The organism is Streptomyces sp. NPDC039462 (assembly GCF_055639375.1).
In genome coordinates, this window is the sequence record NZ_JBVKAO010000008.1 from 346,259 (window position 1) to 371,830 (window position 25,572).

At 72.9% G+C, this 25,572-nt stretch carries 23 protein-coding genes; 9 read left to right on the plus strand and 14 right to left on the minus strand.

What is annotated here, in order from left to right; genetic code table 11:
* Positions 1-8 precede the first annotated feature (8 nt).
* Positions 9-2,402, minus strand: coding sequence for a protein serine/threonine kinase AfsK (afsK, locus tag ACZ7LU_RS34735; RefSeq protein ID WP_468305007.1), 2,394 nt, complete (start codon positions 2,400-2,402; stop codon positions 9-11).
* A 194-nt stretch (positions 2,403-2,596) separates the two neighbouring features.
* Complete coding sequence (locus ACZ7LU_RS34740) at positions 2,597-3,388, minus strand: VOC family protein (RefSeq protein WP_398303176.1); 792 nt, start codon at positions 3,386-3,388, stop codon at positions 2,597-2,599.
* 179 nt (positions 3,389-3,567) lie between these two features.
* Here ACZ7LU_RS34740 and ACZ7LU_RS34745 point away from each other — a divergent pair, with 179 nt between their 5' ends.
* A complete protein-coding gene (locus tag ACZ7LU_RS34745; RefSeq protein ID WP_398303174.1) occupies positions 3,568-4,215 on the plus strand; it encodes a TetR/AcrR family transcriptional regulator in 648 nt (215 codons plus the stop codon).
* A gap of 63 nt (positions 4,216-4,278) precedes the next feature.
* Here ACZ7LU_RS34745 and ACZ7LU_RS34750 read toward each other — a convergent pair whose 3' ends face one another.
* Entirely contained in the window at positions 4,279-4,806 is a 528-nt protein-coding gene (locus ACZ7LU_RS34750) for a nitroreductase/quinone reductase family protein (protein ID WP_471919013.1), read from the minus strand.
* Positions 4,806-6,023, minus strand: a complete 1,218-nt coding sequence (locus ACZ7LU_RS34755; RefSeq protein ID WP_471919014.1) for an acyl-CoA dehydrogenase family protein — start codon at positions 6,021-6,023, stop codon at positions 4,806-4,808. The genes ACZ7LU_RS34750 and ACZ7LU_RS34755 overlap by 1 nt, the downstream gene beginning before the upstream one ends.
* 151 nt (positions 6,024-6,174) lie before the next feature.
* Between ACZ7LU_RS34755 and ACZ7LU_RS34760 the strand changes: the two genes are divergently transcribed.
* Complete coding sequence (locus ACZ7LU_RS34760; RefSeq protein ID WP_471919015.1) at positions 6,175-7,362, plus strand: thiolase C-terminal domain-containing protein; 1,188 nt, start codon at positions 6,175-6,177, stop codon at positions 7,360-7,362.
* Here the strand turns inward: ACZ7LU_RS34760 and ACZ7LU_RS34765 are convergent.
* Positions 7,336-7,593, minus strand: coding sequence for a DUF397 domain-containing protein (locus ACZ7LU_RS34765; RefSeq protein ID WP_471919016.1), 258 nt, complete (start codon positions 7,591-7,593; stop codon positions 7,336-7,338). The two genes, ACZ7LU_RS34760 and ACZ7LU_RS34765, sit on opposite strands and share 27 nt — an antisense overlap.
* A complete protein-coding gene (locus tag ACZ7LU_RS34770) occupies positions 7,590-8,429 on the minus strand; it encodes a helix-turn-helix domain-containing protein (RefSeq protein ID WP_471919017.1) in 840 nt (279 codons plus the stop codon). The genes ACZ7LU_RS34765 and ACZ7LU_RS34770 overlap by 4 nt, the downstream gene beginning before the upstream one ends.
* A gap of 89 nt (positions 8,430-8,518) precedes the next feature.
* On the opposite strand from ACZ7LU_RS34770, the gene ACZ7LU_RS34775 reads away from it, so the two are divergent.
* Positions 8,519-8,926: a hypothetical protein gene (locus ACZ7LU_RS34775; protein WP_471919018.1), complete on the plus strand. Its 408-nt coding sequence runs from the start codon at positions 8,519-8,521 to the stop codon at positions 8,924-8,926.
* 57 nt (positions 8,927-8,983) lie between these two features.
* Positions 8,984-9,664: a pyridoxine/pyridoxamine 5'-phosphate oxidase gene (locus ACZ7LU_RS34780; protein ID WP_471919019.1), complete on the plus strand. Its 681-nt coding sequence runs from the start codon at positions 8,984-8,986 to the stop codon at positions 9,662-9,664.
* A gap of 3 nt (positions 9,665-9,667) precedes the next feature.
* On the opposite strand, the gene ACZ7LU_RS34785 is transcribed toward ACZ7LU_RS34780, so the two are convergent.
* Positions 9,668-10,585: a GNAT family N-acetyltransferase gene (locus tag ACZ7LU_RS34785; protein WP_471919020.1), complete on the minus strand. Its 918-nt coding sequence runs from the start codon at positions 10,583-10,585 to the stop codon at positions 9,668-9,670.
* An 87-nt stretch (positions 10,586-10,672) separates the two neighbouring features.
* On the minus strand, positions 10,673-11,116 hold the full coding sequence (locus ACZ7LU_RS34790) for a Zn-ribbon domain-containing OB-fold protein (RefSeq protein ID WP_471919021.1): 444 nt from the start codon (positions 11,114-11,116) through the stop codon (positions 10,673-10,675).
* A 380-nt stretch (positions 11,117-11,496) separates the two neighbouring features.
* Between ACZ7LU_RS34790 and ACZ7LU_RS34795 the strand changes: the two genes are divergently transcribed.
* The 3 genes from ACZ7LU_RS34795 to ACZ7LU_RS34805 all read left to right on the plus strand — a co-directional run bounded on the left by ACZ7LU_RS34795 (position 11,497) and on the right by ACZ7LU_RS34805 (position 16,528).
* Positions 11,497-12,663 carry a flavin-containing monooxygenase gene (locus ACZ7LU_RS34795; RefSeq protein WP_471919022.1) on the plus strand — a complete coding sequence of 389 codons (1,167 nt, stop codon included), beginning with the start codon at positions 11,497-11,499 and terminating at the stop codon, positions 12,661-12,663.
* A gap of 627 nt (positions 12,664-13,290) precedes the next feature.
* On the plus strand, positions 13,291-15,516 hold the full coding sequence (locus tag ACZ7LU_RS34800; RefSeq protein ID WP_471919023.1) for an acetate--CoA ligase family protein: 2,226 nt from the start codon (positions 13,291-13,293) through the stop codon (positions 15,514-15,516).
* A gap of 112 nt (positions 15,517-15,628) precedes the next feature.
* The gene (locus ACZ7LU_RS34805) at positions 15,629-16,528 is read left to right on the plus strand and encodes an enoyl-CoA hydratase/isomerase family protein (protein ID WP_471919024.1); all 900 of its coding nucleotides are present in this window, start codon (positions 15,629-15,631) and stop codon (positions 16,526-16,528) included.
* 39 nt (positions 16,529-16,567) lie between these two features.
* Here the strand turns inward: ACZ7LU_RS34805 and ACZ7LU_RS34810 are convergent, their stop codons facing one another.
* On the minus strand, positions 16,568-17,437 hold the full coding sequence (locus tag ACZ7LU_RS34810) for a hypothetical protein (protein ID WP_471919025.1): 870 nt from the start codon (positions 17,435-17,437) through the stop codon (positions 16,568-16,570).
* Positions 17,438-17,520: 83 nt separating this feature from the next.
* Here ACZ7LU_RS34810 and ACZ7LU_RS34815 point away from each other — a divergent pair, with 83 nt between their 5' ends.
* Positions 17,521-18,171: a flavin reductase family protein gene (locus ACZ7LU_RS34815; RefSeq protein ID WP_471919026.1), complete on the plus strand. Its 651-nt coding sequence runs from the start codon at positions 17,521-17,523 to the stop codon at positions 18,169-18,171.
* A 15-nt stretch (positions 18,172-18,186) separates the two neighbouring features.
* Here ACZ7LU_RS34815 and ACZ7LU_RS34820 read toward each other — a convergent pair whose 3' ends face one another.
* Positions 18,187-19,503, minus strand: coding sequence for an MFS transporter (locus tag ACZ7LU_RS34820; protein WP_468555598.1), 1,317 nt, complete (start codon positions 19,501-19,503; stop codon positions 18,187-18,189).
* A gap of 71 nt (positions 19,504-19,574) precedes the next feature.
* Between ACZ7LU_RS34820 and ACZ7LU_RS34825 the strand changes: the two genes are divergently transcribed.
* On the plus strand, positions 19,575-20,564 hold the full coding sequence (locus ACZ7LU_RS34825) for a GlxA family transcriptional regulator (RefSeq protein WP_398303142.1): 990 nt from the start codon (positions 19,575-19,577) through the stop codon (positions 20,562-20,564).
* Here the strand turns inward: ACZ7LU_RS34825 and ACZ7LU_RS34830 are convergent.
* The 4 genes from ACZ7LU_RS34830 to ACZ7LU_RS34845 form a co-directional block, all read right to left on the minus strand.
* Positions 20,496-21,731 carry an MFS transporter gene (locus ACZ7LU_RS34830; RefSeq protein WP_471919027.1) on the minus strand — a complete coding sequence of 412 codons (1,236 nt, stop codon included), beginning with the start codon at positions 21,729-21,731 and terminating at the stop codon, positions 20,496-20,498. The genes ACZ7LU_RS34825 and ACZ7LU_RS34830 overlap by 69 nt on opposite strands.
* Positions 21,732-22,263: 532 nt before the next feature.
* Positions 22,264-23,313 (minus strand): Zn-dependent alcohol dehydrogenase, encoded by a 1,050-nt coding sequence (locus ACZ7LU_RS34835; protein WP_471919028.1) that lies wholly within the window; start codon positions 23,311-23,313, stop codon positions 22,264-22,266.
* A gap of 12 nt (positions 23,314-23,325) precedes the next feature.
* On the minus strand, positions 23,326-24,549 hold the full coding sequence (locus ACZ7LU_RS34840; RefSeq protein WP_471919029.1) for an acyl-CoA dehydrogenase family protein: 1,224 nt from the start codon (positions 24,547-24,549) through the stop codon (positions 23,326-23,328).
* 32 nt (positions 24,550-24,581) lie between these two features.
* Positions 24,582-25,505: an SDR family NAD(P)-dependent oxidoreductase gene (locus tag ACZ7LU_RS34845; RefSeq protein ID WP_468555588.1), complete on the minus strand. Its 924-nt coding sequence runs from the start codon at positions 25,503-25,505 to the stop codon at positions 24,582-24,584.
* Between the last annotated feature and the right edge of the window lie 67 nt (positions 25,506-25,572).

The following is a 25,572-nucleotide window of genomic DNA, read 5'->3' on the forward strand; positions in this document are numbered from 1 at the left end:
CAAGACCGCTAAGCCCTCGGCGACGTCCCCGTCCCCCGCTCCGCGTCCAGCGCGTACACGCACCGGTCCTTGCTGCACGCGTAGACCACGCCGTCCCGCACCACGGGCGCGCCCGTGATCTCGCCACCCGTGGCCAGCTTCCAGCGGAGGCGGCCGTCGTCCGCCTTCAGGGTGTAGAGCAAGTGGTCCGTGGAGCCGAAGTGGATGCGGCGGTCGGCGACGACGGGTGCGCCCACGACCTCGCCGCCCGCCTGGAAGCGCCACTTCGGCGTGCCCGTGACGGCGTCCAGGGTGTAGAGCCCCTTGCCGCTGCCCACGTGCACGTGGCCGTCCGCGACGAGGACGGGCTCGATCGAGGAGCGGGACTCCGTGGCGATGCGCCAGCGGTCGCGGCCGTCGGTCGCGTCGAGGGCGTACACCGTCCCGAGGTAGTCGGCGAGGTACACGCCGCCGCCCGTGACGGCGGGCCCGGGCGCGAAGGCGGGCGGGCAGAGGAAGGCGGCGGGCGCCTCGAAGTGCCAGCGGACGTGGCCGCTCGCGACGTCGATCGCGAGGACGCGGGTGCCCGCGGCCACGTACACGTACCCGTCCTGCCCCTGGGCGAGCCGCACCGGCACGCCGCCGCAGGAGGCCGCGTCGCCGACGGGGTACGACCAGCGTTCCTCACCGGTCCGCGCCTCCAGCGCCCGCAGCCTGGCGTCCTTCCAGACGTACACGGTGCCGTCGAGGACGAGGGGACCGGCCTCGGGCGTCTCGAAGTCGGTCTGCGCGCCGGTGATCTCCCAGAGCTTCTCGCCGTTGGCCGCCTCCCACGCCTGGACGCCGCCGCCGCGCGTGCCGGTGACGACCGTGCCGCGGTCGGCCTGGAGGGAGTACACCCAGGCGTCGGTCGGCAGCCGCCACAGGTCGGAGCCGTCGGCGCCGTCGAGGGCGTAGAGCGTGGGCCCGTCGGAGGCGTGGATACGGCCGTCGGCGACCGCCATGGACCAGGCGACGTCCCGCGTCTTGAAGCTGCGGCGGCCCGTGGCGACGTCCAGCGCGTGGACCTCGAAGGACGTCACGTAGACGAGGTTCCCGGCGACGGCGGGGGTGCCCCAGACGTCGTTGGACATCCGGAAGCGCCACGGCCGCCACGACGAGGCCGCGTCCGGGGCCGGGGCGGGCGCCGGGACGGCGGGCGCCGGTTCCGCGCCGTTGCCCGGGGCCCGGTGGCCCGCGGACCGTGACCAGGAGGCGGCGAGCGCGGCGGCGCCGGGCGCGACGGCCGGGCGGGCGCCGGCCACCCGCGGTCCCGGGCCGATCGGCACCTTCGCCCCGGCGAGCCGCACGGGCCCGGAGTCGGGGCTGCCGCCGAAGGGCGACCGGGCCGGCGGCGCGGGCGGCGGCTGCTGCGGGGGCGGCGGTGCCGTCACGGGCGCGGCGGGGGCGGCGGACACGGCGGGGGCGGCGGCCCGTCCCGCGCTGCGCCCGGCGGAGGCGGGGACCCGGGCGGGCGGGCGGCCGCCGCGGCGGGCCTCGATGAGCGCGACGGCGCGCTCCGGCAGCCACGCGGACGCCGTGCCGCTGTCGTCGTTGTCTGCGCTCTCGGAGGCGAAGAGGTGCGGGGCGAGCTGCGCCTGGAGATCGGCGGGGGACGGCCGGAGGGCGGCCTCCATCTGCATGCACGACTCGATGAGGGGCCGCAGGTCGCTCGGCAGCCCTTCGAGGTCCGGGCCCTCCCTGAGCAGCATGAAGACGGTCTCGACGGGGTTGGCGCCGTGGAACGGGGCGTGCCCGGTGGCGGCGAAGACGAGGGTCGAGCCGAGCGAGAAGACGTCGCTCGCGCCGGTCACGCTGCGGGAGTCCTTGGCCTGCTCGGGCGACATGTAGGCGGGGGTGCCCACGGCGACGTTGGTCATGGTGAGCCGCGTGTTGGAGACGCCGGACGCGATGCCGAAGTCGATGACGCGCGGGCCGTCCTCGACGACGAGGACGTTCGACGGCTTGAGGTCACGGTGGACGAGCCCGGCGCCGTGGATGGACTCCAGGGCCTCGGCCACGCCCGCCGCCAGCCAGCGCACCGCCTGGGTGGGCAGCGGCCCGTGTTCGTTCACTATTTCTTCGAGGGAGGGCGCGGGGACGTACGCGGTGGCGAGCCAGGGCACGGCGGCCCGCGGATCGGCGTCCACCACGGCCGCCGTATAGAAACCGGACACGGCGCGGGCCGCCTCGACCTCGCGCGTGAAGCGGACACGGAACAGCTGGTCCTCGGCGAGCTCGGTCCGCACCGTCTTGATCGCCACGCGCCGCCCCGACGCGGAGCGCGCGAGATAGACCAGGCCCATGCCACCGGCGCCCAGCCTGCCGAGGACCTCGAACGGGCCGATCCGCCTCGGATCGTGCTGCGTCAGCTGATCCACCACTTGCCCTGCCACCTCCCCGTACGCGGCCGCCGAAGAAGACAGCCCCGTGCAGCGTCTCACCACCGAGCCGCTACGGCGGCACGCACCCTGATTCTTCCTGTCCGGGGCGGCGGTGGCGAACCCGGGGCGCGATCGGGGTGTCTCCGGACAAAATGCCGTGTTGCCTGGTCCGGCGGGCGGTTTCGAACGGTCTCTCAGTCCTGGAGGACCGCGAAGGTGGCCCCTTGGTTGTCCGTGAAGACCGCGATCCGCCCGTACGGGGTGTCGTGGGGCGGCGCCTGCACGCGCCCGCCGAGCCGGGTCACCGCGGCGGCCGTCGCGTCGGCGTCGTCGACGTTGAAGTACACGAGGAAGTGGGCGGGCATCTCGTCGGGGATCCGCAGCCGTGCGCCCGGGCCGGCGGCGGCCGGGATCAGGCTGCGGCCGCCGATCGCCGTGTCGGGGCCGGGTTCGGCGCCCGCGGGCGACCAGGTGCGGAAGTCCTCGCCGTCGAGGTCGAGGTCGAAGCCGCCGTATCCGAAGACGCGCTCGTAGAACGGGTCGACCAGGTCCTTGTTCCGCGAGTACACCTCGGCCCAGCAGTACGACCCGGGCTGCTGCCGCTTGCCGAAGCCGTGGTGCGTGCCGGGCTGCCAGAGGCCGAAGACGGCGCCCTCGGGGTCGGCGACGAGCGCCATGGTCCCTGCGGCCCCGGCCGGCCGGGGCTCCGTGATCACGGAGCCGCCCGCGTCCCTGACGCGTTCGGCCAGGGCGGCCGCGTCGGGGGTGGCCATGTACACCGTCCATACGGTGGGCATGCGGCCGTCGGCCTTGGGGGCGAGCGCGGCGACGGGCAGGCCGTCGCTGTACGCCTCGGCATGGCGCCCGTGCTCCGGCCCGCCTCCCTGGCCGAAAGTCCACCCGAAGAGCTCACCGTAGAACCGCTTGCCGCCCTCGACGTCGGGGAGCATCGCGTCGACCCAGCAGGGCACGCCCTCGTAGTCCATACCAGTCAAACTAACCGCCCGCCCGGGCCTCCGCAGCGCAAAGATTCGAACGTATGGCCAATTTCCACGGGATTCCTCCGGGCGGGCGCCGAGGTGCGCCCCGCGCCGTGCTTCCGCGCCCCAACCCCATTTGCACTCGGCCGAATCGCGCTCCGATCACCCCTCGGTAAGCTGACGGCATGACAGGACAAGTACGTACCGTCGACGGCCGCGTGGCCGGCCGGCGCGGTCAGGCGACGCGTCAGAAGCTGCTCGACTGCCTCAGCGAGATGCTCAGCTCCTCGCCCTACCGGGACGTCAAAGTCATCGACGTCGCCCGGAAGGCGGGGACTTCACCAGCGACCTTCTACCAGTACTTCCCCGATGTCGAGGGCGCCGTCCTGGAGATCGCGGAGCAAATGGCCGCCGAGGGCGCCGAGTTGACCCAGCTGCTCGACGGGCGCTCCTGGGTCGGCAAGGCCGGCTGGCAGACCTCCCAGGACCTTGTCGAGGGCTTCCTCGACTTCTGGCGCAAGAACGACGCGATCCTGCGGGTCGTCGACCTGGGCGCCGCCGAGGGCGACAAGCGCTTCTACAAAATCAGGATGAAGATCCTCAACTCGGTCAACAACTCCCTTACGGACACCGTCAAGGAGCTGCAGGCCAAGGGCAAGGTCGACAAGGACGTCAGCCCGGCGGCCATGGCGGGCTCCCTGGTCGCGATGCTCGCGGCGGTCGCCTCCCACCAGCGGGGCTTCCAGACGTGGGGCGTCAAGCAGACCGAACTGAAGCCGAACCTGGCGATGTTGGTACATCTGGGCGTCACCGGCAAAAAGCCGACGAAGTAGCCCGAAGAGCTCCGGGCTCCCTGTGCCCGAGCTCTCTCCCGGTCCTGTCAGCCCGACGGCGGATCACCTCGGTGGTCCGCCGTTGTGGTCGGGACGGGCACCAGGCGCCGGGACCGGCACCAGGCGGAACAGCCGTATCTCCCGCTCCACCCGGGCCTGGTACGCGGCATACGGCGGCCAGAACTTGAGCGCCGCCTCCCAAGCCGCCGCCCGCTCCTCCCCCGTGAGCAGCCGCGCCCGCACGGGCACGTCGGCGCCCCGCCAGTTCACCTCGGCATCGGGGTCGGCCAGCAGATTGGCTGTCCACGCGGGATGCCCCGGGCGCCCGAAGTTGGACCCGACCAGCACCCAGCTCTCGCCACCCTCCCCGCCCTCCTCCGGCATGCAGGCCAGGGGCGTCCGCCTCGGGAGACCGGTCTTCGCGCCCCGCGCGGTCAGGATGAGCCCGGGCAGCATGCGCGCGCTGAGCAGCACCTTTCCCCTGGTCAGCCGGTGCACGGCCCGGTCCATAGCGGGCACGAAGTGCGGCGCGACCTTCGCGAAGGCCCGGGTGGCCGACACCTTCTGCACCAGCCGCAGCCCGGCCGGCATCAGACGGCCTCCTGGACTTCGGCGGGCTCGAACAGTCCGGCGCGGTCCGCCGCGCGGGCCCGCAGCCGGTGGACCGGACCGAAGAGCAGTTCGTCACTGGATGCCCGCTTGAAGTACAGGTGCGCCTCGTGTTCCCAGGTGAAGCCGATGCCGCCGTGCAGCTGCACCGCTTCGGACGCGGCGGTCCGCAGCGCGTCGAGCGCCTGCGCGAGCGCGAGCCCGCCGGCCCGTTCGGCGCCCTGCCCGCCGAACCCGGCGGCCTCCGCGCCCGCCGCCCACGCTGCGTAATAGGCGGCCGACCGCGCCGCCTGCACCTGCACGTACACGTCCGCGAGGCGGTGCTTGACCGCCTGGAAGGACCCGATCGCGCGGCCGAACTGCTCACGCTGCTGTACGTAGTCGACGGTACGTTCCAGGGCTCGTTCCGCGGCTCCGACGGCCTCGGCGGCGACGACGGTGGCGGCGACGTCCCCGACCGCACCGAGCGCGGCCGGCACATCGGCCTCGTCGACCCCCAGCAACTCGCCCTCCACATCGCGTAGTTCCACGCGGGCCTGGGTGCGGGTCTCGTCCAGCGCGGTCTGCCGAGTCCGCACCATGCCGGACGCCCCATCGCGCACGAGGAAGAGGAGCGTACGGGACCGCGCGAAGCCCCCCGCGTGCGCGGCGACCACGAGCAGCCCCGCGCTGTGCCCGTCGATGACCTGCTCGGCCTGCCCGTACAGCCGCCACACCCCGTCGGCGAGCCGCGCCTGCACACCGCCCGCACGCCCGCCGCCCGCCCAGTCGCCCCGGTTGTCGCCGACGAGCCCGAGCGCCGTGGCGAGCCCCGAGCCGGGGACGGCGAGGGCGGCGGTCAGCTCTCCGGCCGCTATGCGGGGCAGGAGCGCGGCGCGCTGCTCGTCGGTGCCGAGCGCGAGGATCAGCGGGGCGGCGAGGACGGCGGTGGCGAACAGCGGCGTGGGCGCGAGGGCGCGCCCCAGCTCCTCGCAGCCGAGGGCGAGCTCGGCGGAGGTGCAGCCGACCCCTCCGTACGCCTCGGGAAGCGCGAGGCCGGGCAGCCCGAGCTGTTCGGCGAGGGCGGTCCACAGGGCGCTGTCGTGGCCGTCCGGGGTGCGCACCGCCGCCTTGACCTCGTCGGGACCGCACCGCTTGGTGATGACCTCGCGCAGGGTGCGGCGGATCTCGCTCTGTTCCGCGCTGAAGGCGGCGTCCATCGGCAGGCTCCTCCCCCCGGCGCCGGGCAACGGCGGCCCGGCCCTAGAACTGACGGGCCGTCATGTTAGGGCGGGGGCGTCGATATGCACAGGGGGTGGACGACGCTGCACCCCTCTCCCGGGTCGGCTTATCTGATGTACCGTCAGATTCATGTCTGCTGCCATCCGTTCAGGCTCCGCATCCGGCCGCAAGGTCGCCGTCGTCGGTGTCGCCCTCTCGGACTGCGGCCGGGTCGACGAGGCGACGCCCTACGCCCTGCACGCCCAGGCCGCCCGCCGCGCGCTCGCCGACTCCGGGCTCGGCCGCGATGTCGTCGACGGCATCGCGTCGGCCGGCCTCGGCACGCTGGCCCCGGTGGAGGTCGCCGAGTATCTGGGCCTGAAGCCCCGTTGGGTGGACTCGACGTCCGTCGGCGGCGCCACCTGGGAGGTCATGGCCGCGCACGCCACGGACGCGATAGCGGCGGGCCACGCCAACGCCGTGCTCCTCGTCTACGGCTCGACGGCCCGCGCCGACATCAAGGCCAAGCGGCGTACGTCCAACCTGTCGTTCGGCGCCCGGGGCCCGCTCCAGTTCGAGGTCCCGTACGGGCACACCCTGATCGCGAAGTACGCGATGGCCGCGCGCCGCCACATGCACGAGTACGGCACGACGCTGGAACAGCTCGCCTCGGTCGCCGTCCAGGCCCGGGCCAACGCCGCGACCAACCCGGACGCGATGTTCCGCGACCCGATCACGGTCGACGAGGTGCTGGACGGCCCGATGATCGCCGACCCCTTCACCAAGCTGCACTGCTGCATCCGCTCCGACGGCGGCGCGGCGGTGCTGCTCGTGGCCGAGGAGTACGTACGGGACTGCGCGACCGCCCCGGTGTGGGTACTCGGCGCGGGCGAGCACGTCTCCCACACGACGATGTCCGAGTGGGACGACTTCACTATCTCCCCGGCGGCGGTCAGCGGCCGCCTCGCCTTCGAGCGGGCCGGGGTCACGCCGGACGAGATCGACGTGGCCGAGATCTATGACGCTTTCACGTACATGACCTTGGTGACGTTGGAAGACCTCGGCTTCTGCGCGAAGGGCGAGGGGGGTTCCTTCGTGGAGAAGGGACGCCTACTGCGGGATGGCACGCTGCCGACGAACACGGACGGCGGCGGGCTCTCCGCCCAGCACCCGGGGATGCGGGGCTTGTTCCTGCTGGTGGAGGCGGTACGCCAGCTCCGGGGGCAGGCGGGCGACGGGCAGGTCCGCCGCCCCGACGGCAGCCTGCCCGAGCTGGCGGTGGCGTCCGGGACGGGCGGGTGGTTCTGCTCGTCAGGGACGGTGGTACTCGGGCGCTGACCTGAGGAACGCGGTCCACGCGGTGGGCGTGACCGTGAAGGTGGGCCCGCCCTCGTGGGCGGTCTTGGAGTCGCGGATGTGGACGGCGTGGGGGCAGGTGGCTACCTCTACGCACTCGCCGCCCTCGTTGTCGCTGTAGCTTGACTTACGCCAGGTGTAGGCGACTTCAATGCAATCGCCGCCCTCGTTGTTGCTGTAGCTGCTCTTGAACCACGCCAGCTCGGCGTTCATAGCTGCTCCGCCATCCTCTCGATCAGTTCCGCGGATGCCCGGGGCGTGAGCGCCTGGGCTCGCAGTGCGCCGAAGCGGTCGATGAGCTGGTTGACCTCCTGCGGCTTTGAGATCAACCTACCGCTGAACTGTCCGTCGTCGTAGGCGAAGTTGCGGCCTTCCGGTGTGCTGAGCAGCTTGATCTGCCCCGACACCCCTGCGTGCTCGCGCGTCTCCGTAGGCATCACCTGCAGTTTTAGGTGATGGAGACTGCGTACGCCGTCCAACACACGCAGTAGCTGCTTCCGCAACACCTCGCGGCCTCCGATGGGACGCTTGAGGACCGATTCCTCGATGACGTACCCGATCATCGGTGGCGGGGTGCGGCTCAGCAACGTCTGGCGCTCCAATCGTGCTGTCACGTTCTTCTCGATCTCGGCCTCGGTCAGCTGCGGCACTCGCTCCTCGTACAGTGCCCGGATGTAGTCCTCGGTCTGCAGCATGCCCGGGAACAACATGGGCTCGTACGCGCTGATACTCGCCGCCGTCTTCTCCTGCCGCACCCACCCCACGAACGTGGGCGGGTACTTCTCCTCCTCCATCAGCGGAATGCAGGACTTCAGCGCGCCCCGCGCGTCCAGCACCGTGTCCGCGTCTTCGAGGTAGTTGGACGTGGGGATGCGCTCGGCCCTCTCGTACGCCCCCGCCAGGGACTCCGAGACGAGCAGACGCCCGGCCACATCTTTGCGGGACAGCCCCGACCGCTCGCGGAAGTTCCTCAGCAGGCCACCCACGAGGCGTCGCGCCGGGGACGGGACGGCCGTCTCCGCCCGCTCGGTCGTCGTCTTCTCGCTCATCACCACAACGCCACCGCCCTCTCCACGCCCTGCCGATGTGTCCCCTGCGCCTCTGGTAACGCTACGCAGTCACCCCGACCCTCGTAGTCATGACGAGCGAACTCACCCCTGATTGGGTACCCGCCCACGGCCACCAACTTCGCCTCACCGGCGTGCACTTTGACGCGATCCGGGTCAGGGGCGTACGCGGCGAGGCCGTCCTGCACCACCTCGCCATGCTCACGGAGGGCGACCCCGGGCCCGTCATCCGCGAGGTGTCCGGGGGCCGCTGGAACTACTTCCTGCTCGCGCCGGGGACGAGCAAGGACTTCGACTGGCCGCCGGGCGCCACGTGTCTCGGGCCCGCCGCGCGGGACCAGTACGTCGGCGTCCCCGCCGCGCACGGCAACACCTATCCGCTGAGCTGGCGGTGCGGGGCGCCCCGGGAGGGGGTGTTCGTGGACGGGGAGCTGCTGCACGGCGTCCTGTTGGCCCAGCTCGTCGGAGGGCCGGAGTGACGGGAGCGGCGGGGCGATAGTGGCGGGGCGGGAGTGGCAGGAGGTCACAATCGACGCATGACATCACCCGTTCCGCAGGAGACCTTCCGTACGCTGCTCCGGGCCCAGAAGGTCTGGGACGTAGAACTCCCCGCCTTCGACCCGGCGCGCGCCCCCGCCGCACCGCTGCCCCTCTTTCACGCATGGTTCGCGGAGGCGGTGGACGCCGGGCAGCCCGAGCCGCACACGATGCAGCTCGCGACAGTGGCGGAGGACGGCGGTCCCGACGTGCGGACCGTGATGCTGCACGACGCCGACGAGCTCGGCTGGCACTTCGCCTCGCACGCGACCAGCACGAAGGGCCGCCAGCTCGCTGCCAGGCCCGAGGCCGCCCTGCACTTCTACTGGGCGGCGCAGGGGCGGCAGATCCGCGTCAGGGGCCGGGTCACCACGGCCCCGCACGCCGAGAGCCTCGCCGACCTGCACGCCCGGTCGACCGGTGCGCTTGCGGCGGCGCTGGTGGGCCGGCAGAGCGAAGTCCTGCCCTCCTCGGAGGAGTTGGCGCGGTCCTCCCAGGCCGCCTGGGAGCGCGCGCAGGCGGAGCCCGACGCGGACGCTCCGACCTGGACGCTGTACGTCCTGGACCCGCTGGAAGTGGAGTACTTCCAGGGGGACGCGAGGCGCCGCCACGTACGGCTGCGCTACCGGCGGCAGGCGCAGGGCGACGGCGGCTGGGCCCGGGAACTCCTCTGGCCGTGACGGTCAGCGGGCGAAGTCGTACTGCGCGAAGTCGCCCACCGGCCGGTACCCGATGCGCTGGTAGAGGCCGTTGCTCGTCGGGTTGGCCAGGTCCGTGAAGAGCAGGACCTCCGCCGCGCCCGCGTCGAGGGCGGCGCGGGTGACCGCGACGGTGGCGGCGCCTCCGTAGCCCCGGCCGCGCAGGTCGGCGGGGGTGTAGACCGGGGCGACGCGGACCTGGCCCGCGACGCGGCGGGTGGCACCGGCCATCGCGAGGGGGGTGCCGTCGGGGGCCTCCCAGAGGGTGACGCCGCCGTACGCGATACGGGTGTCAGCCCAGTCACCGGCGTTCATCGAGGTCGACTCCCCGACGGCCTCGCCGAACTCCCTGCACCAGCGCACAAGCAGCTCCCAGTCCGCCTCCCCGGCGACGCGGGCGCGGCCGGCCGGGGCGGGCTCGGGCGGCGTGAGCTCACCGAGCCGGTAGAGGCGCTGCCGGGTGTCGAGGGTCGCCTTGGCGCCGGTGTGCTTCTCCCAGGCGCGCGCGAAGGCTTCGGCGGTGGCGTGGTCGGCGCCGACTCCGGGCAGGTCCGGGCTGACGTCGGCGAGCTGCCGGGCGAGCGCGTCGACGACCTCGCGGCCGAGCGGGGCGATCGGGCTGACGGACACGCGATGCGGTGGGGTCCGCACGAAGGCGCCGAGGGCGGCACCGGAGGCGTCGGTGTACGTACCGAAGAGGGGCGCCCCCTCCCCGTACGCCTGGAGCCCTCGCACGCGGAGCGTGTCGGTGACGGTGAGCAGGACGGTGTGCAGGGCCGGTTCGGACCGCAGATACGCCCCGCTCCGGGTCAGGAACCCGTCGAGGTCGGTGGTCAATTGCCAGCCGGGGGTGGGGGACGGGGTCACAGAGGGCGTGGAATCGGCCGGGGTTTCTGGAGACATGGCCCATGTTCCCTCGGGGGCCGGGCCGACTGCCTCCCGTTTTTCACCTCCGCGTTCGGCCTCTGCTCCTGGGATGCGGGGTGCGGCTCACCCTTCGGCGCGCGTCGGCCGGAACACCGGCACCGCCACCCCCTCCGCCGCCTCCCGGAAGGTCACCTCCACCGCCATACCGACCCGCAGCGCCGCCCCCTTCTTCTCGCACTCGACGATCTCCGTCATCATGCGGGGCCCCTCCGCGAGGTCGACGACGGCGGCGACGTACGGGACGCGGCTGCCGAACGGCGGCAGGTCGTTCCGGTGCACGACGGACCAGGTGTAGAGCGTGCCCCGCCCGCTCGCCTGCTCCCAGGTGACGTCCTCGCTCCAGCAGCGCGGACAGAACTCACGCGGATAGTGATGCGCCGAGCCGCACGCCCCGCAGCGGCGTATCAGCAACCGGCCTGCGGCGGCCGCGTCCCAGTAGGTCCGGGTGAAGGCATCGGTCTCGGGGAGGTCGAAGCGGGGTTCGGCAGCACGCTGGTCCGTACTCACGTGGGACTCCGATCAGGAGAGAGGGTCGGCTGCGGGTCGGGCGGGGCCGGCGTCCGCGCCTTGGGTCCGTCTGTGGGTGCGGGGCCGCGGGGGTATGTACGTACTCGCCATCACTACGCGCCCCGCCTCAAGAACAAAGACGCCACAGTGCGCTCAGTGCTCCGTGCGCACATACCCCCACGTCCCCTCCCGTCTCGACCGCGGCGAACGGCCGGTGGGGCGTGCCGCGCGCCCGGGGCGCTTCTGACGCTACGTCAGTTCAGCGTGCGGGGTGGCGGGAGCGCAAGAGACGCGCATCCCGCATCCCCTCGTGATCTATTCGCAACCGGTTTCGGACTTGACCGTCACCCATCAAGTAATCACGCGGTTACTCTCCAGTCATGGCCGACTCGATCCCTCCGCTTACGCTCATGCAGGATCGTCCCGTGTACGTCATCGGCGGCGGACCCGGCGGGCTCGCCGTCGCGGCAGCCCTGCGCGGACGCGGTGTCCGCGCGGTCGTCCTGGAGAAGTCCGACCACGTCGGTGCCTCTTGGCGCGGCCACTACGACCGGCTCCGCCTGCACACGACGCGCCGTCTGTCCGGCCTGCCCGGACTGCCCATGCCCCGTTCGTTCGGCCGCTGGGTGGCGCGCGACGACGTCGTCCGCTACCTGGAGAAGTACGCCGAACACCACCGGCTCGACATCGTCACCGGGGTCGAGGTGACCCGCCTGGAACGCACCGCCGACGGCACGGGATGGCTGCTGCACGCCACGGGCGGCCGCGAACTCACCGGCAGCGCGGTGGTGGTCGCCACCGGCTACAACCACACCCCCCACCTTCCGGACTGGCCCGGCCGAGACACCTACACCGGCGAACTCCTGCACGCCGCCCGCTACCGCAACGCCCTCCCCTACGCCGGCCAGGACGTCCTGGTCGTCGGCGTCGGCAACACCGGCGCCGAGATAGCCGTCGACCTCGTGGAGGGCGGCGCCGCCCGGGTCCGCCTCGCGGTGCGCACCGCCCCGCACATCGTGCGCCGCACCACGGCGGGCTGGCCCGCCCAACGCGCCGCCATCCTGTGCCGCAGGCTCCCCGTCGCCCTGGTCGACCGCCTCGCGCGGCCGATCACCAGGCTCGCCGTCCCCGACCTCACCTCGCGAGGACTGCCACGCCCCGACACCGGCCTGTACTCGCGGGCGAAGCAGGGCTCGGTCCCGGTGCAGGACGTCGGCCTGATCGACGCCGTACGCAAGGGGCGGGTGGAGCCGGTCGCCGCCCTGGAGTCCTTCGAGGACGGCAAGGCCGTCCTCGCCGACGGGACGAGGATCGCCCCCGACACCGTCATCGCAGCCACCGGCTACCGCCGCGCCCTCGAAGGCCTTGTCGGCCACCTCGACATCCTCGACCCCAGGGGCCGCCCAACCACCCACGGCCGCCACACCCCGCCCCACGCCCCCGCCCTGTACTTCACCGGCTTCACCAACCCCATCAGCGGCACGCTCCGCGAACTCTCCCGAGACGCCGAAAAAATCGCCAAGGCAGTAGCCCGCCTACCCCGGTAGCCCCGGCCGTTCCGGCAGCTCCGGTCGCTTGGGTAGCTCCGGCACCTCCGGTCGTTTCGGTAGCTCCGGCAGCTCCGGTCGTTTCGGTAGCTCGGGCAGTACGGGTAGGCCCGGTAGTTCCGGCAGCGCCGGTGGGCCGGGCGCCCCGGGAAAGGCCACCCGCAGGATGCGCCTTTCAGGCGCGGGGGGGCTGTCGGGGGGGCTATCGGGGGAGGCCGCCCGCAGGGCGCCTCCCAGGGGCGCGGGGAACTGCGCGACAAGCCACAACCAACCGGCAGCCGACCCACGACCGGGGAAAGGCCGCCCGCAGGGCGCCTTTCAGGGGCGCGGGGAACTGCGCGCCCAGCCACAACCAACCCGCGCCCGACTCACAACCGGGCAAAGGCCGCCCGCAGGGCGCCTCCCAGGGGCGCGAGGAACTGCGCGTCCAGCCACAACCAACCCGCGGCCGATTCACGACCTTGGCACCACACGGATCCTGCGCTTCCGTAGACGAGGCGGACGACCGCGCCCCACCCACCCCGCCCCGCCGGAGGCTTTACGTGCAGCACCGTTCCTGACGAAGCGTCAGTTGCGTAACCTGACTATGCGTCAGATACGTGCTGTCACACAGGAGCGGGCGGACCGATGCTTGGATCGACTCACGGCACCTTCACCACCGACCCCCGCCGCGCACACGTCGTGGCCTGCGGCGAACTCCCTCCCGGCGCCGTCCACGGCCGGGCCGTCACGGCGGACGACCTGGACGTCAGCGGACGCCCGCTGTACTCCGGCGTACCCGACCTGGACCGCTTCTTCCGCCCGAACTCCGTCGCCGTCATCGGCGCCTCGGACGCCGAGGGCCGGCCCAACACCGGCATCACCCGCCAGCTCATCGCCTGGGCCGAGCGGGTCGGCGCGCGCCTGCACCCCGTGCACCCCACGCGTCAGTCGGTTTTCGGCATCCCCTGCTTCCCCTCTGTCGCGGACCTGCCGGAACAGGTCGACCTCGCCGTCCTGCTGGTCGGCGACCCGCTGCCCGTCATCGAGCGGCTCGCCGAGGAGAAGGTGCGGTTCGCCGTCGCCTTCGCCTCCGGGTTCGCCGAGACCGGCGAGGAGGGAGCCGCCGCCCAGGCCCGCCTCGCCGCCGCCGTCCAGCGCTCGGGCCTCCGGCTGCTCGGCCCGAACACCAACCTCAACGCCTTCGAGCACTTCCGTGAGGACCTCGAAGGGCCCGCCGTCGCCCTCATCACCCAGTCCGGCCACCAGGGCCGCCCCGTCTTCGCGATGCAGGAGCTCGGCGTCCGCCTCTCCCACTGGGCGCCCACCGGCAACGAAGCCGACCTGGAGACCTCCGACTTCATCTCCTACTTCGCCGAACGGCCCGAGGTCGGCGCCATCGCCTGCTACATCGAGGGACTCAAGGACGGCCGCGCCTTCCTGCTCGCCGCCGACCGGGCGGCCCGGCGCGGCGTGCCCGTCGTCGCCGTGAAGGTCGGCCGCACCGAGACCGGCGCCCGCACGGCCGCCTCACACACCGGCAAACTGACCGGCGCCGACACGGTGGTGGACGCGGCGATGCGGCAGTTCGGCGTGATCCGCGTCGACGGGCTCGACGAACTTCAGGACACTGCCGCCCTGTTGGCGCGGGCCCGCACGCCGCTGGCCGACGGGGTCGCCGTCTATTCGATCTCGGGCGGCACGGGCGCGCACTTCTCGGACCTGGCGACGGAGGCCGGCCTCTCCCTGCCCACCCTCTCCGCCGCCAAGCAGGCGGAGCTGCACCAGTGGGTACCCGAGTACCTGAACGTCGCCAACCCCATCGATAACGGCGGGCACCCCGTCGGCGACTGGCGCGGCCGCAAGATCATCGACGCGATCCTCGACGACCCGCAGGTGGGGGTGCTGATCTGCCCGATCACCGGCCCCTTCCCGCCGATGAGCGACAAGCTCGCGCAGGACCTGGTGGACGCGGCGGAGCAGACGGACAAGCTGGTGTGCGTGGTGTGGGGCTCGCCCGTCGGCACCGAGGACGCCTATCGCAGGACGCTCCTCGGCTCCTCGCGCGTCGCCACCTTCCGCACCTTCGCCAACTGCATCACGGCGGTGCGCGCGCATCTGGACCACCACCGCTTCACCACCGGCTACCGCTCCCCCTTCGACGAGGCGCCGCGCACGCCGTCCCCCTCCTTCCGCAAGGCGCAGGCCCTGATGCGGCCCGGCCAGCAGCTCAGCGAGCACGCGGCGAAGCAGCTGCTGCGCGCGTACGGCATCAGGGTGCCTCGGGAGCAGTTGGTGACCAGCGCGGCGGCGGCCGTCCGGGCGGCCGGGCTGGTCGGCTATCCGGTCGTCATGAAGGCGTCGGGGCCGCAGCTCGCGCACAAGACCGAGCTGGGCCTCGTGAAGATCGGGCTGACCTCGGCGAGCCAGGTGCGGGACGCCTATCGGGAGCTGACGGACATCGCACGCTACGAGGACGTCCCGCTGGACGGCGTCCTCGTCTGCCAGATGGTCGAGCCGGGCGTCGAGATGGTCGTCGGCGTCACGCACGACGCGCTCTTCGGGCCGACGGTGACGGTCGGGCTCGGCGGCGTACTCGTCGAGGTGCTGCGGGACGTGGCCGTGCGGGTGCCGCCCTTCGGCGAGGACCAGGCGAAGGCGATGCTGTCCGAGCTGCGCGGGCGCGCGCTCCTCGACGGCGTCAGGGGGGCGGCTCCCGCCGACGTCGACGCGCTCGTGGAAGTCGTCCTGCGGGTGCAGCGCATGGCCCTTGAACTCGGTGACGACCTCGCGGAGCTGGACATCAATCCCCTGATGGTGCTGCCGCGCGGGCAGGGAGCCGTCGCCCTCGACGCACTCGCCGTCTGCCGCTAGGCCATGCGCGCCCCGCGCCCGGAGCCGCCCGCACACCGTCCGCGCCAATACCGACATCAACGCCCGTGTCCGTGCCCGCACCCGTCCCCGTACACAACGGAGCCACTCCCCCATGACAGCCTCCCCCGGACCCGTCGAACCCCTCGAACCCCTCGACTCATTGATACGGCACACCACTGACAACGCCGTCTCGTGGATCACGCTGAACCGGCCGGAAGCCCTGAACGCCCTCACCCCTGACCAGCGCGAACGCGTCATCGGCCTCCTCGGCGAGGCCTCCGGCGACCCCGCCGTGCGGGCCGTCGTGATCACCGCGACCGGCAAGGGCTTCTGCGCGGGCGCCGACCTGCGCGGGGCGAGCGGGGCGCCCGGAGCGCCCGGAGCGCCCGGAGCGCCCGGAGCGCCCGGAGCATCCGGGGCCTCCGGAGCGTCCGGTTCGGGCGAGCGCGTGCCCGGTGACGTCGCCCGCACCATCCGCCAGGGCGCGCAGCGGCTCGTCGCCGCGGTCCTCGACTGCGAGAAGCCGGTGATCGCCGCGGTGAACGGCACCGCCGCCGGCATCGGCGCCCACCTGGCGTTCGCCTGTGACCTGGTCATCGCCGCCGAACCGGCCCGATTCATCGAGGTGTTCGTGCGCCGCGGCCTCGTGCCGGACGGCGGCGGCGCCTATCTGCTGCCCCGGCTGATCGGACCGCAGCGCGCCAAGGAGCTGATGTTCTTCGGGGACTCCCTGTCCGCCGCCGACGCAGAACGAATGGGGCTCGTCAACCGCGTCGTACCGGCCGACGAGCTGGAGAAGACGACACGGGAGTGGGCGCAGCGGCTCGCGGCCGGACCGACCCGCGCCCTCGCCCTGACCAAGCAACTGATCAACGCGTCCCTGGAGTCGGACCGCGCGACGGCCTTCGCTGCCGAGGCGGCGGCCCAGGAGATCAACATGACCACGGCGGACGCGAGGGAAGGCGTGAGCAGCTTCGTCGAGCGCCGCACCCCGTCGTACCGGGGCCGCTGACGCCCACCCGCAACCGGCTGCCCCTCTCCCCCTACCCCCCTATCCCCTCCACAAGATCTCGACGTCGGGAGAGTCCGGGTCGCCCGAGGTCACGAAGAGTTCGAGGTCGTCCTGCGTGCCCCCGATGATCCAGGCGGGGCTCGCCCCGCACTCCGCGCCGCGCCCTTCGAGCAGGACCGCGGGCCGGTGCAGGACGGTGTCGACGCCCACCTTCCAGGCGGCGTCGGCGTCGCAGCCGCGCAGCTCCGCACGGCCGCTCCCGTACAGCCGCAGCTCGGCCTCGCCTCCCTCGCCGCGCCAGACGCCGGCCAGCTGACCGGTGGTCGGCCGCGGGGGCTCGTACTCCTTGATGAATCCGGTCAGCGTGGCCACGACGGCCGCGCCGACGACCGTGGCGCACAGGCCGAGCGAGGCGAGTCCGGAGAGGATCCAGACCTTGCGCAGGGGCCTGCCGAGGCGTTCCTCGCGCCGTCGGCAGTACGCGACGTTCAGTGCGGGCACCACTCCGCTCGCCGCGATCCACAGCGCGAGGGCGACGAAGGGGGCGCCGAGCGCGGCGAAGGGCGCAGCCCACGCGGCGCCGACCGGCAGCAGACAACCGAGCGACCAGGCCCACTCCGGGCCGCGTCCGCGTCCCCACCGGGTGGCGGCGGCCCGGCGTCCGAGCCGGCAGGCCGGGAGCGTCAGCACAGCCGCGTGCAGCAGGCCGAGGAGCGGCAGGAGCAGCGGCGCGAAGAGGACGACGCACGCCAGACCGATGGCGGGGCCGCCCGCCGCGCCGTACGTGTCGTCGTCGAGCGACAGCACGAAGGCCACCGCTCCGGCCACCGGCAGCTGTGCCGCGCACGCCGCCCCGGCGGCCCGCATGTTCGCATCGCCCCAGGTCCGGCGCGTACTCCCCCGCTTCATGGGGCTGAAGATACGCGTGGGCCTGCAGCGATTCGGCCACACCCTTCCCATCTGACGCCCCGTCAGCTTCAATGGGCGATGTGATGGGACACGCAGGGATGGCGGCCACCGCTGTTCGATACCTCAGGTCGGTCGGGGCCCGCACCACCACGGCCCCCGTCGAGGCGCTACCCCGCCCTCAGCTGCGCGCGGTCGGCGACGACGAGCGGGCGCCGCTCGACCGCGGCGAGTTCCGGCGCGTGCTCGGGAACTTCGCGACGGGCGTCACCGTGATCACGGCCCCCGCCCCGGTCTCCTCCGCGGCGGACACCGGAGCCGGCGGCGAGGACCCCGGCGGCCCCGCCGGCTTCGCCTGCCAGTCCTTCGCCTCGCTCTCCCTCGACCCGCCCCTGGTCTCCTTCATGGTGGCGCGTACGTCGACGACGTGGCCGCGCATCGCGCGCGCGGGCGTCTTCTGCGTCAACATCCTCGGCGCCGACCAGGGCGAGCTCTGCCGCGCCTTCGCGGTGAGCGGCGCCGACAAGTTCGCCGGGGTGGAGTACGACGCGGCGCCGGTCTCCGGCTCGCCGCGCCTGGCCGGGGCGCCGGCCTGGGTCGACTGCACGATCCAGGCCGTGCACACGGGCGGCGACCACCTCATCGTGGTCGGCAGGGTGGACGCCCTCGGCGCGGCCGAGGGCGACGCCGACCCGCTCCTGTTCCACCGGGGCGCGTTCGGCCGCTTCACCCGCTGACGCTCCCGGGACCGCTCAGGCGGCCACCGCCGCGGGCTCGGACTCACGCCGCCGGATCACCAGCGCCATCAGCGCCGCCGCCGCACACAGCGCCCCGGAGGCGTACCAGACCACGTCGTACGAGCCGAAGGCGTCCCGCGCCACACCCCCGAGGAACGCGACCAGGGCCGCGCCCACCTGGTGCGAGGCGAGGACCCAGCCGAAGACGATCGCGCTGTCGTCGCCGTACTGCTCGCGGCAGAGGGCGAGGGTCGGCGGGACGGTGGCGACCCAGTCCAGGCCGTAGAAGACGATGAAGAAGATCATCGGCGGGTGGACGGTCGGCGCGAGCAGGATCGGCAGGAAGAGGAGTGAGACGCCGCGCAGCGCGTAGTAGACGGCGAGCAGCCGCCGCGCGTCGAAGCGGTCCGTGAACCAGCCCGACGCGACGGTCCCGATGATGTCGAAGACGCCGATGACCGCGAGCAGCGACGCGGCGGCCGTGACGGGCATGTGGTGGTCGTGCGCGGCGGGCACGAAGTGGGTCTGGATGAGTCCGTTCGTCGAGGCGCCGCAGATCGCGAAGGTGCCCGCGAGCAGCCAGAAGGGGCCGGTGCGGGCGGCCTTGAAGAGGACGGTGACGGCGCGGCGCGCGGCGCCGGGGACGGGCGCCGGCTTGGCCACGAACTCCTTCGAGCCGTACGGCTTGAGGCCGACGTCGGCCGGGTGGTCCCGGAGGAGCAGCCAGACGAAGGGGACGACGACCAGGGCGGCGAGGGCGACCGTCACGGTGGCGGGCCGCCACTTGTGCGTCTCGACGATCCAGGAGAGGAGCGGCAGGAAGATCAGCTGGCCCGACGCGGAGGCGGCGGTGAGGATGCCGGTGACGAGGCCGCGCCGTTCGGTGAACCACCGGTTGGTGACCGTGGCAGCGAAGGCGAGCGCCATCGAGCCGGAGCCGAGCCCGACGAGCAGACCCCAGCAGAGCAGCAGCTGCCACGCGGAGTCCATCCACACGGTGAGGCCGGAGCCGCTCGCGATCACGATCAGGGCGACCGCGACGACCTTGCGGATGCCGTAGCGGTCCATGAGCGCGGCGGCGAACGGCGCGGTGAGGCCGTACAGCGCGAGGTTGAGGGAGACCGCGAGCCCGACCGTGCCGCGCGACCAGCCGAATTCGTCGTTCAGCGGGTCGAAGAGGAGACCGGGCAGCGAGCGGAACGCGGCGGCGCCGATGATCGTCACGAAGGTGACGGCGGCGACGAACCACGCGCGGTGGATACGAGGGGTACGGCGCCGGGGCGTGCTGCCCGGCGGGGTGCTGCGCGCGGGCGTCTCGGTTGTCTGGGTCACGTCATTCAGGATCCGAAAACGGTACGTCCCGAACGAGTGGCCCGAGGGACAGCATTCGCTAGGATCGGGCCATGCCCTCATCGCCCGACCGGCACCGCGTCGTCGTCCTCGCCCTGGACGGGGTGATCCCCTTCGAACTGGGCATCCCCCAGCGGATCTTCAAAGGGGCGCGTACGCCCGAGATGCGGCGCTTGTACGAGGTCGTGACGTGCTCGGTGCGTCCACCGGGGCCGATCCGCACGGACGCCGACTTCTCGATCCTGGTCGAACACGGGCCGGAGGCGCTGGCCACCGCGGACACCGTCGTGATCCCTGCGTCGTACGAACTCGGCCCGGTGTACGAGGAGGGCCGCCTCACCGAAGAGCTGACGGCGGCCCTCGCCCACATCAGGCCGGGCACCCGGCTGGTCTCCATCTGCACCGGCGGCTACATCCTGGCCGCCGCCGGGCTCCTCGACGGCCGCCCCGCGACCACGCACTGGTCGTCCGCCGAGCACTTCCAGCGGCTCTTCCCCAAGGTCAGGGTGGACGCGGACGTGCTGTTCATCGACGACGGCGACGTCCTGACGTCGGCGGGCGTGGCCGCGGGCATCGACCTCTGCCTCCATGTCGTACGCCGGGACCACGGCACCGCCGTCGCCAACGAGGTGGCCCGCCGCACCGTCGTACCGCCCCACCGCGACGGCGGCCAGGCGCAGTACATCCACCGGCCCCTGCCCGAGCCGCAGGTGGCGACGACGCGGACGGCACGGGCCTGGGCGCTCGGCCGCCTCGACCAGCCGCTGCAACTGCGCGACATGGCGGAGCAGGAGTCGATGTCGGTCCGCACCTTCACGCGGCGGTTCCGCGAGGAGGTCGGCATCAGCCCCGGCCAGTGGCTGACGCAGCAGCGCGTGGAACGGGCACGCCACCTCCTCGAATCCACCGACCTCTCCGTCGACCAGGTGGCGCGGGACGCGGGGTTCGGCACGGCACAGTCGATGCGGCAGCACCTACAGGCCGCGCTCGGAGTCACCCCCACCGCCTACCGCCGCACCTTCCGCGACGTCACCCCCGCCTGAGCCCCCGCCTTCCAGCGGTTTCACTTCCCCCAGCACACCGATCACGGTCAGTACGACGCCGAGCGCCACGCCCGCCAGAATCGCCGTCGACGGCGAGACGGCGCTCAGCAGGCCACCGGCCAGCGAGCCGCTCGCGGCGTAACCGGCGCCCACGGCCGCGTACATCACCGAATAGCCCGCGGCGAGGGCGCTGGGCGGCAGCAGCTCGCGCAGCGACAGGTTCCGGGTCAGCATGGCGCCCGCCTGCAACACCCCGGCGACCCCGAGCACACCGAACATCCACCCGACGCCCGGCACCACGGCGACCAGGCCCAGGCACCCGCAGAGACCGGACATCAACACCATGCTCTGCGTCCGCAGCCGCCCCGGCCACCGCCGCAGCCCGTACACGAACGACCCGGCGGCCGACCCCACCGCGAGCCCCGCAAGGAGCGGGCCCGCCCACCCGACGGCGATGCCGCGCTGCTCCAGCAGGGCGGGCAGCACCAGCTCCGCGAGAGCGAGCATCGACAGGCTGGCCGCCCCCGTCACGAAGACGGGCCAGGCCCGCACGAGGATCCGCGCCATGGACTCGCCGCCCCGGTCGTCCGCGTCCGACTCCCACCCCGCGGGCAGCATCCACAGCCCCGCCACGGACGCACCCATGAGCAGCCCGGCCAGCAGCAACGGCAGCACCGCCGAGACCCCCAGCGCGAGCCCGGTGACGGCGGCCGGCGCCACCGCCCAGATCGCGAAGGTCAGCATCGACTCGACCGCAAGCGCCTGGGCGACGGCCTTCTCCGGCACGAGACCGGTCAGCAGCGCGCGCAGGCCGCCGGGCGCGGCGGCGGGGCCGGCACCGGCGAGGAAGGCGAGGCTCCCCAGCACGACGGGGTGCGCGTCCGGCAGGGCGCCAAGCCCCATGAAGGCGAGGGCCCCCACACCGAGTCCCACAGCCAGCTGCGGGCGCGCTCTCTCGGCCCGTATCCGCATCCCGAGCAGCGGGGCGCCGATGATCTCTCCCACGACGTACGCCGCGGCGAGGGCCGCGCCCAGGACGTAGCCGCCCGGGCGCTCCCGTACGAGGAAGACGAGGGCGAGGGGCGCGGCCGCCACAGGCATCCGCGCACCCACGGCCACAATCCCCCACCGCGCGACTCCCCCTGACACAACCTCCCGATATCCCATCCCCCGACGCTAACGACCCCGGCGCCTCGGTCACCTCCGAATAACGGGCCCCGCGAGGTCCTGCCGGGGTAGGGGCACCAAGCCCGCCGCTTCGCGGCGGATGTTCCCCACCCACCCACCCGTTTGCCCCGCGCCGTCCTGCGGGGGTAGGGGCGGGTGGGCGGGTGTTCCCCGCGACGCCCTGGGGGGGGTGGGGACGGGCGGGGTGGGGGCTGCCCTGCGCCGGGAGTGGGGCGGGTGGGCCGGTGTTCCCCGCGACGCCCGGAGGGGGTGGGGACGGGCGGATGGGAATTGCCCCGCGACGGCCCGCAGGGGAAGGCGCAAGACCCCCACCGGCCGTTCACCGCGATCGAGACGGGAGGGGACGTGGGGGTATGTGCGCACGGAGCACTGAGCGCACTGTGGCGTCTTTGTTCTTGAGGCGTGGCGCGTAGTGATGGCGAGTACGTACATACCCCCGCGGCCCCGCACCCACAGACGGACCCAAGGCGCGGACACAAGCCCCGCCCGACCCGCAGCCGCCAGAACCCCCTCAGAACGTCAGCACCCCCCGCGCCACCCGCCCCGCCCCCGCGTCCTCCGCTGCCTTGGTGAAGTCCTCCAAGGGGTAGGTCGCCGTCACCAGTTCGTCCAAGAGGAGTTGGCCGTTGCGGTACAGCTCGGCGTAGAGGGCGAAATCGCGCTGCGGGCGTGAACTCCCGTAGCGGCAGCCCAGGATCGACTTGTCCAGGAACATCGACGCGACCACGAACGACGCCTCGGCCGTCGCCCCCGGCATCCCGAGCAGCACCGCCTGCCCGTGCCGGTCCAGGAGGTCCACCGCCTCCCGCACCAGTTCCACCCGCCCCACACACTCGAACGCGTGGTCCGCCCCGTCCGGCAGCACATCGCGGACGCCCTCCGTGGAGGGCAGGAAGTGCGTCGCCCCGAACCTCCGCGCCACCCCCTCCTTCTCCGGATTCGCGTCGACCGCCACGATCGTGCCCGCCCCCGCGATCCGCGCCCCCTGCAGCACATTGAGCCCGATCCCGCCCGTGCCGATCACCACCACGGAGTCCCCCCGCCCGACCCGGGCGCGGTTGAGCGCCGCCCCCACCCCCGTCACCACGGCGCACCCGATCAGCGCCGCCGACGTCAGCGGCACGTCGTCCGCGATCTTCACGGCCTGCACCGCCTTGACGATGGTCCTCTCCGCGAAGGCGGAGTTCGCCGCGAACTGGTACACCGGCTCCCCGCCCCGGGAAAACGGCTGATCCGGCATCCCGATGGCCCGCCGGCACATCGTCGGCCGACCCCGATGACACTCACCGCACGTCCCACAGTTGGCGATCGTGGAGAGAGCCACATGGTCCCCGGGCGCCACATGCGCCACCCCCTCCCCCACCGCCTCCACGACCCCCGCCCCCTCATGCCCGAGCACCACCGGCGACGGAAACGGAATCGTCCCGTCGATCACCGAGAGATCGCTGTGGCACAGCCCCGCCGCGGCCATCGCGACCAAGACCTCCCCGGGCCCCGGCGCCCGTATCTCCAGGTCGTCGACAACCTCGACCCGCACCCCGTCGAACACGACACCCCTCATCACGCACACCCCTCACCGAGGCCCTCTGGCCTCTCTCGGCAGACCGAGCACGCGCTCGGCGATGATGTTCCGCTGCACCTCGTCCGACCCGCCGTAGATCGTGTCGGCCCGGCTGAAGAGGAACAGCCGCTGGGTGGGGTCGAGTTCGTACGGTGTCTCCGACGACCAGTTCCGCGGTCCCACGGCAGCGGCAGCCCCCCGCACCTCCATCGCCAGCTCCCCGAGCCGCTGATGCCACCGCCCCCACAGCAACTTGGCCACACTGGGTGCCCCCGCGCCCCTTGGGTCCACCGAAGCCGAACCCCCCAGCGTCCGCAGCGCGTTCCAGCGCATCACCCGCAGCTCGGCCCACTGCCGCACCATCCGCTCCCGGACCACCGGGTCCCCCACCGCCCCGGACGCCACGGCCTCCCGTACGACGCCCGCCAGTTCCTCCGCGAAGCCGATCTGCTGGACGAGCGTGGAGACACCCCGTTCGAAGCCGAGCAGGCCCATCGCGACCCGCCACCCGTTGCCCACGCCGCCCACCACGTGCTCGGCACGCGCGCACGCGCCGTCGAAGAAGACCTCGTTGAACTCGCTGGTCCCCGTCAGCTGCCGGATGGGCCGCACCTCGATCCGGCCGGGCTGGTCCATGGGCACCAGCAGGAGGGACAACCCGCGATGCCCCGCCCCCTCACCTCGCTCCTCCGTCCGCGCCAGCACGAAGCACCAGTCGGCCTCCTGCGCCAACGACGTCCAGATCTTCTGCCCGGTGACCCGGAAGAACCCCGCCCCGTCCCGTACCGCCCGCGTCCGCACGCCCGCCAGGTCGGACCCGGCCCCGGGCTCGCTGTACCCCTGGCACCACAGCGCCTCGCCCCGGGCGATCGCGGGCAGGAACGCGTCCCGCTGCTCCTGACTCCCGTACGCCAGGAGCGTCGGCGCGAGGAGGTTCTCGCCGATGTGCCCGTACCGTCCGGGCGCCTTGGCCCGCGCGTACTCCTCGGCCCACACCACCTGCTGGGTCAGCGTCGCTTCCCGGTTGCCGTACGGGCCCGGCCCCCACCCGAGGCCGATCCAGCCGCCCTTCCCCAACTCCCGCTCCCACGCCCGCCGCGCCGCACCGCCCTCGTGCTCGCTGCCGGGGCCGCCCCGCCCCACCGCGGCGGCGAACTCACCGGTCAGGTGTTCCGCGAGCCAGGCCCGCGCCTCAGCGCGGAACGCCTCGTCCTCGGACCCGAATCCGAAATCCACAGCCCTGCCCCGCTCTGCCCTCCCCCGCCCGCCTACGCGTCCGGCCGTTCCCGGCCGGCCTTCGCCTCCGCCGCCGCCTTCGCCATCGCCTCCAGCTGCGCCAGCATCGGCATCGGGTCGGTGCCCACCGTCCCCGGCAGGAAGTCCGCGATCTTCTCCGGGGTCCACGCCCCCTCGGCGTAGCCTGCGCGCAGCTCACGCGGCTGTGCCCATACGGCGATCTTGGGACCGGCGATCGTGTAGACCTGCCCGGTGATCTCCTCCTCGCGGGCGCGGTCGCTCAGCAGATAGACGACCAGCGCGGCGACGTCCTCCGGCTCCCCGATCTCCTTCAGCTCCATCGGTACGTTCGCGGACATCCGCGTCCGCGCGACGGGCGCGACCGCGTTGGCCGTCACCCCGTACTTGTGCAGGCCCAGCGCGGCACTCCGCACCAGCGAGATGATTCCGCCTTTCGCGGCGCTGTAGTTGGCCTGCGCGACGGATCCCTGGTGGTTGCCGCTGGTGAAGCCGATCAAGGTGCCCGAGCCCTGCTTCCGCATGACCGCCGACGCGGCGCGGAAGACGGTGAAGGTGCCCTTCAGGTGGGTCGCGACGACCGGGTCCCACTCCTCCTCGGACATGTTGAACAGCATCCGTTCGCGCAGGATCCCGGCGACGCACACCACTCCGTCGACGCGCCCGTACTCGGCGAGCGCGACGTCGACGATCCGCTGCCCGCCGGCCATGGTCGAGATGTCGTCGGCGACGGCGACGGCCTCCCCGCCGGCCGCCTCGATCTCCTTGACGACCGCGTCGGCCACCGCGCTGGTCGGCTCGGCGCCTTCCATGGAGACGCCGTAGTCGTTGACGACGACCTTCGCGCCCTCGGCCGCGGCGGCGAGCGCGACGGCCCTGCCGATACCGCGCCCGGCGCCGGTCACGGCCACCACCTTGCCTGCCAAGAAGTTCCCCACGCCGGCCCCTTCCCGCGGTTTCTGACGGACCGTTAGATTCTATGGCCCGTCAGATACCGGAAGACAA

Bases quoted from the DNA above. Each gene is read 5' to 3' on its own strand.
- ACZ7LU_RS34740 (WP_398303176.1), bottom strand. From the start codon at position 3,388: ATGGACTACGAGGGCGTGCCCTGCTGGGTCGACGCGATGCTCCCCGAC.
- ACZ7LU_RS34745 (WP_398303174.1), top strand. From the start codon at position 3,568: ATGACAGGACAAGTACGTACCGTCGACGGCCGCGTGGCCGGCCGGCGC.
- ACZ7LU_RS34750 (WP_471919013.1), bottom strand. From the start codon at position 4,806: ATGCCGGCCGGGCTGCGGCTGGTGCAGAAGGTGTCGGCCACCCGGGCC.
- ACZ7LU_RS34755 (WP_471919014.1), bottom strand. From the start codon at position 6,023: ATGGACGCCGCCTTCAGCGCGGAACAGAGCGAGATCCGCCGCACCCTG.
- ACZ7LU_RS34760 (WP_471919015.1), top strand. From the start codon at position 6,175: ATGTCTGCTGCCATCCGTTCAGGCTCCGCATCCGGCCGCAAGGTCGCC.
- ACZ7LU_RS34765 (WP_471919016.1), bottom strand. From the start codon at position 7,593: ATGAACGCCGAGCTGGCGTGGTTCAAGAGCAGCTACAGCAACAACGAG.
- ACZ7LU_RS34770 (WP_471919017.1), bottom strand. From the start codon at position 8,429: ATGAGCGAGAAGACGACGACCGAGCGGGCGGAGACGGCCGTCCCGTCC.
- ACZ7LU_RS34775 (WP_471919018.1), top strand. From the start codon at position 8,519: ATGACGAGCGAACTCACCCCTGATTGGGTACCCGCCCACGGCCACCAA.
- ACZ7LU_RS34780 (WP_471919019.1), top strand. From the start codon at position 8,984: ATGACATCACCCGTTCCGCAGGAGACCTTCCGTACGCTGCTCCGGGCC.
- ACZ7LU_RS34785 (WP_471919020.1), bottom strand. From the start codon at position 10,585: ATGTCTCCAGAAACCCCGGCCGATTCCACGCCCTCTGTGACCCCGTCC.
- ACZ7LU_RS34795 (WP_471919022.1), top strand. From the start codon at position 11,497: ATGGCCGACTCGATCCCTCCGCTTACGCTCATGCAGGATCGTCCCGTG.
- ACZ7LU_RS34800 (WP_471919023.1), top strand. From the start codon at position 13,291: ATGCTTGGATCGACTCACGGCACCTTCACCACCGACCCCCGCCGCGCA.
- ACZ7LU_RS34805 (WP_471919024.1), top strand. From the start codon at position 15,629: ATGACAGCCTCCCCCGGACCCGTCGAACCCCTCGAACCCCTCGACTCA.
- ACZ7LU_RS34810 (WP_471919025.1), bottom strand. From the start codon at position 17,437: ATGAAGCGGGGGAGTACGCGCCGGACCTGGGGCGATGCGAACATGCGG.
- ACZ7LU_RS34815 (WP_471919026.1), top strand. From the start codon at position 17,521: ATGGGACACGCAGGGATGGCGGCCACCGCTGTTCGATACCTCAGGTCG.
- ACZ7LU_RS34825 (WP_398303142.1), top strand. From the start codon at position 19,575: ATGCCCTCATCGCCCGACCGGCACCGCGTCGTCGTCCTCGCCCTGGAC.
- ACZ7LU_RS34830 (WP_471919027.1), bottom strand. From the start codon at position 21,731: ATGGGATATCGGGAGGTTGTGTCAGGGGGAGTCGCGCGGTGGGGGATT.
- ACZ7LU_RS34835 (WP_471919028.1), bottom strand. From the start codon at position 23,313: ATGAGGGGTGTCGTGTTCGACGGGGTGCGGGTCGAGGTTGTCGACGAC.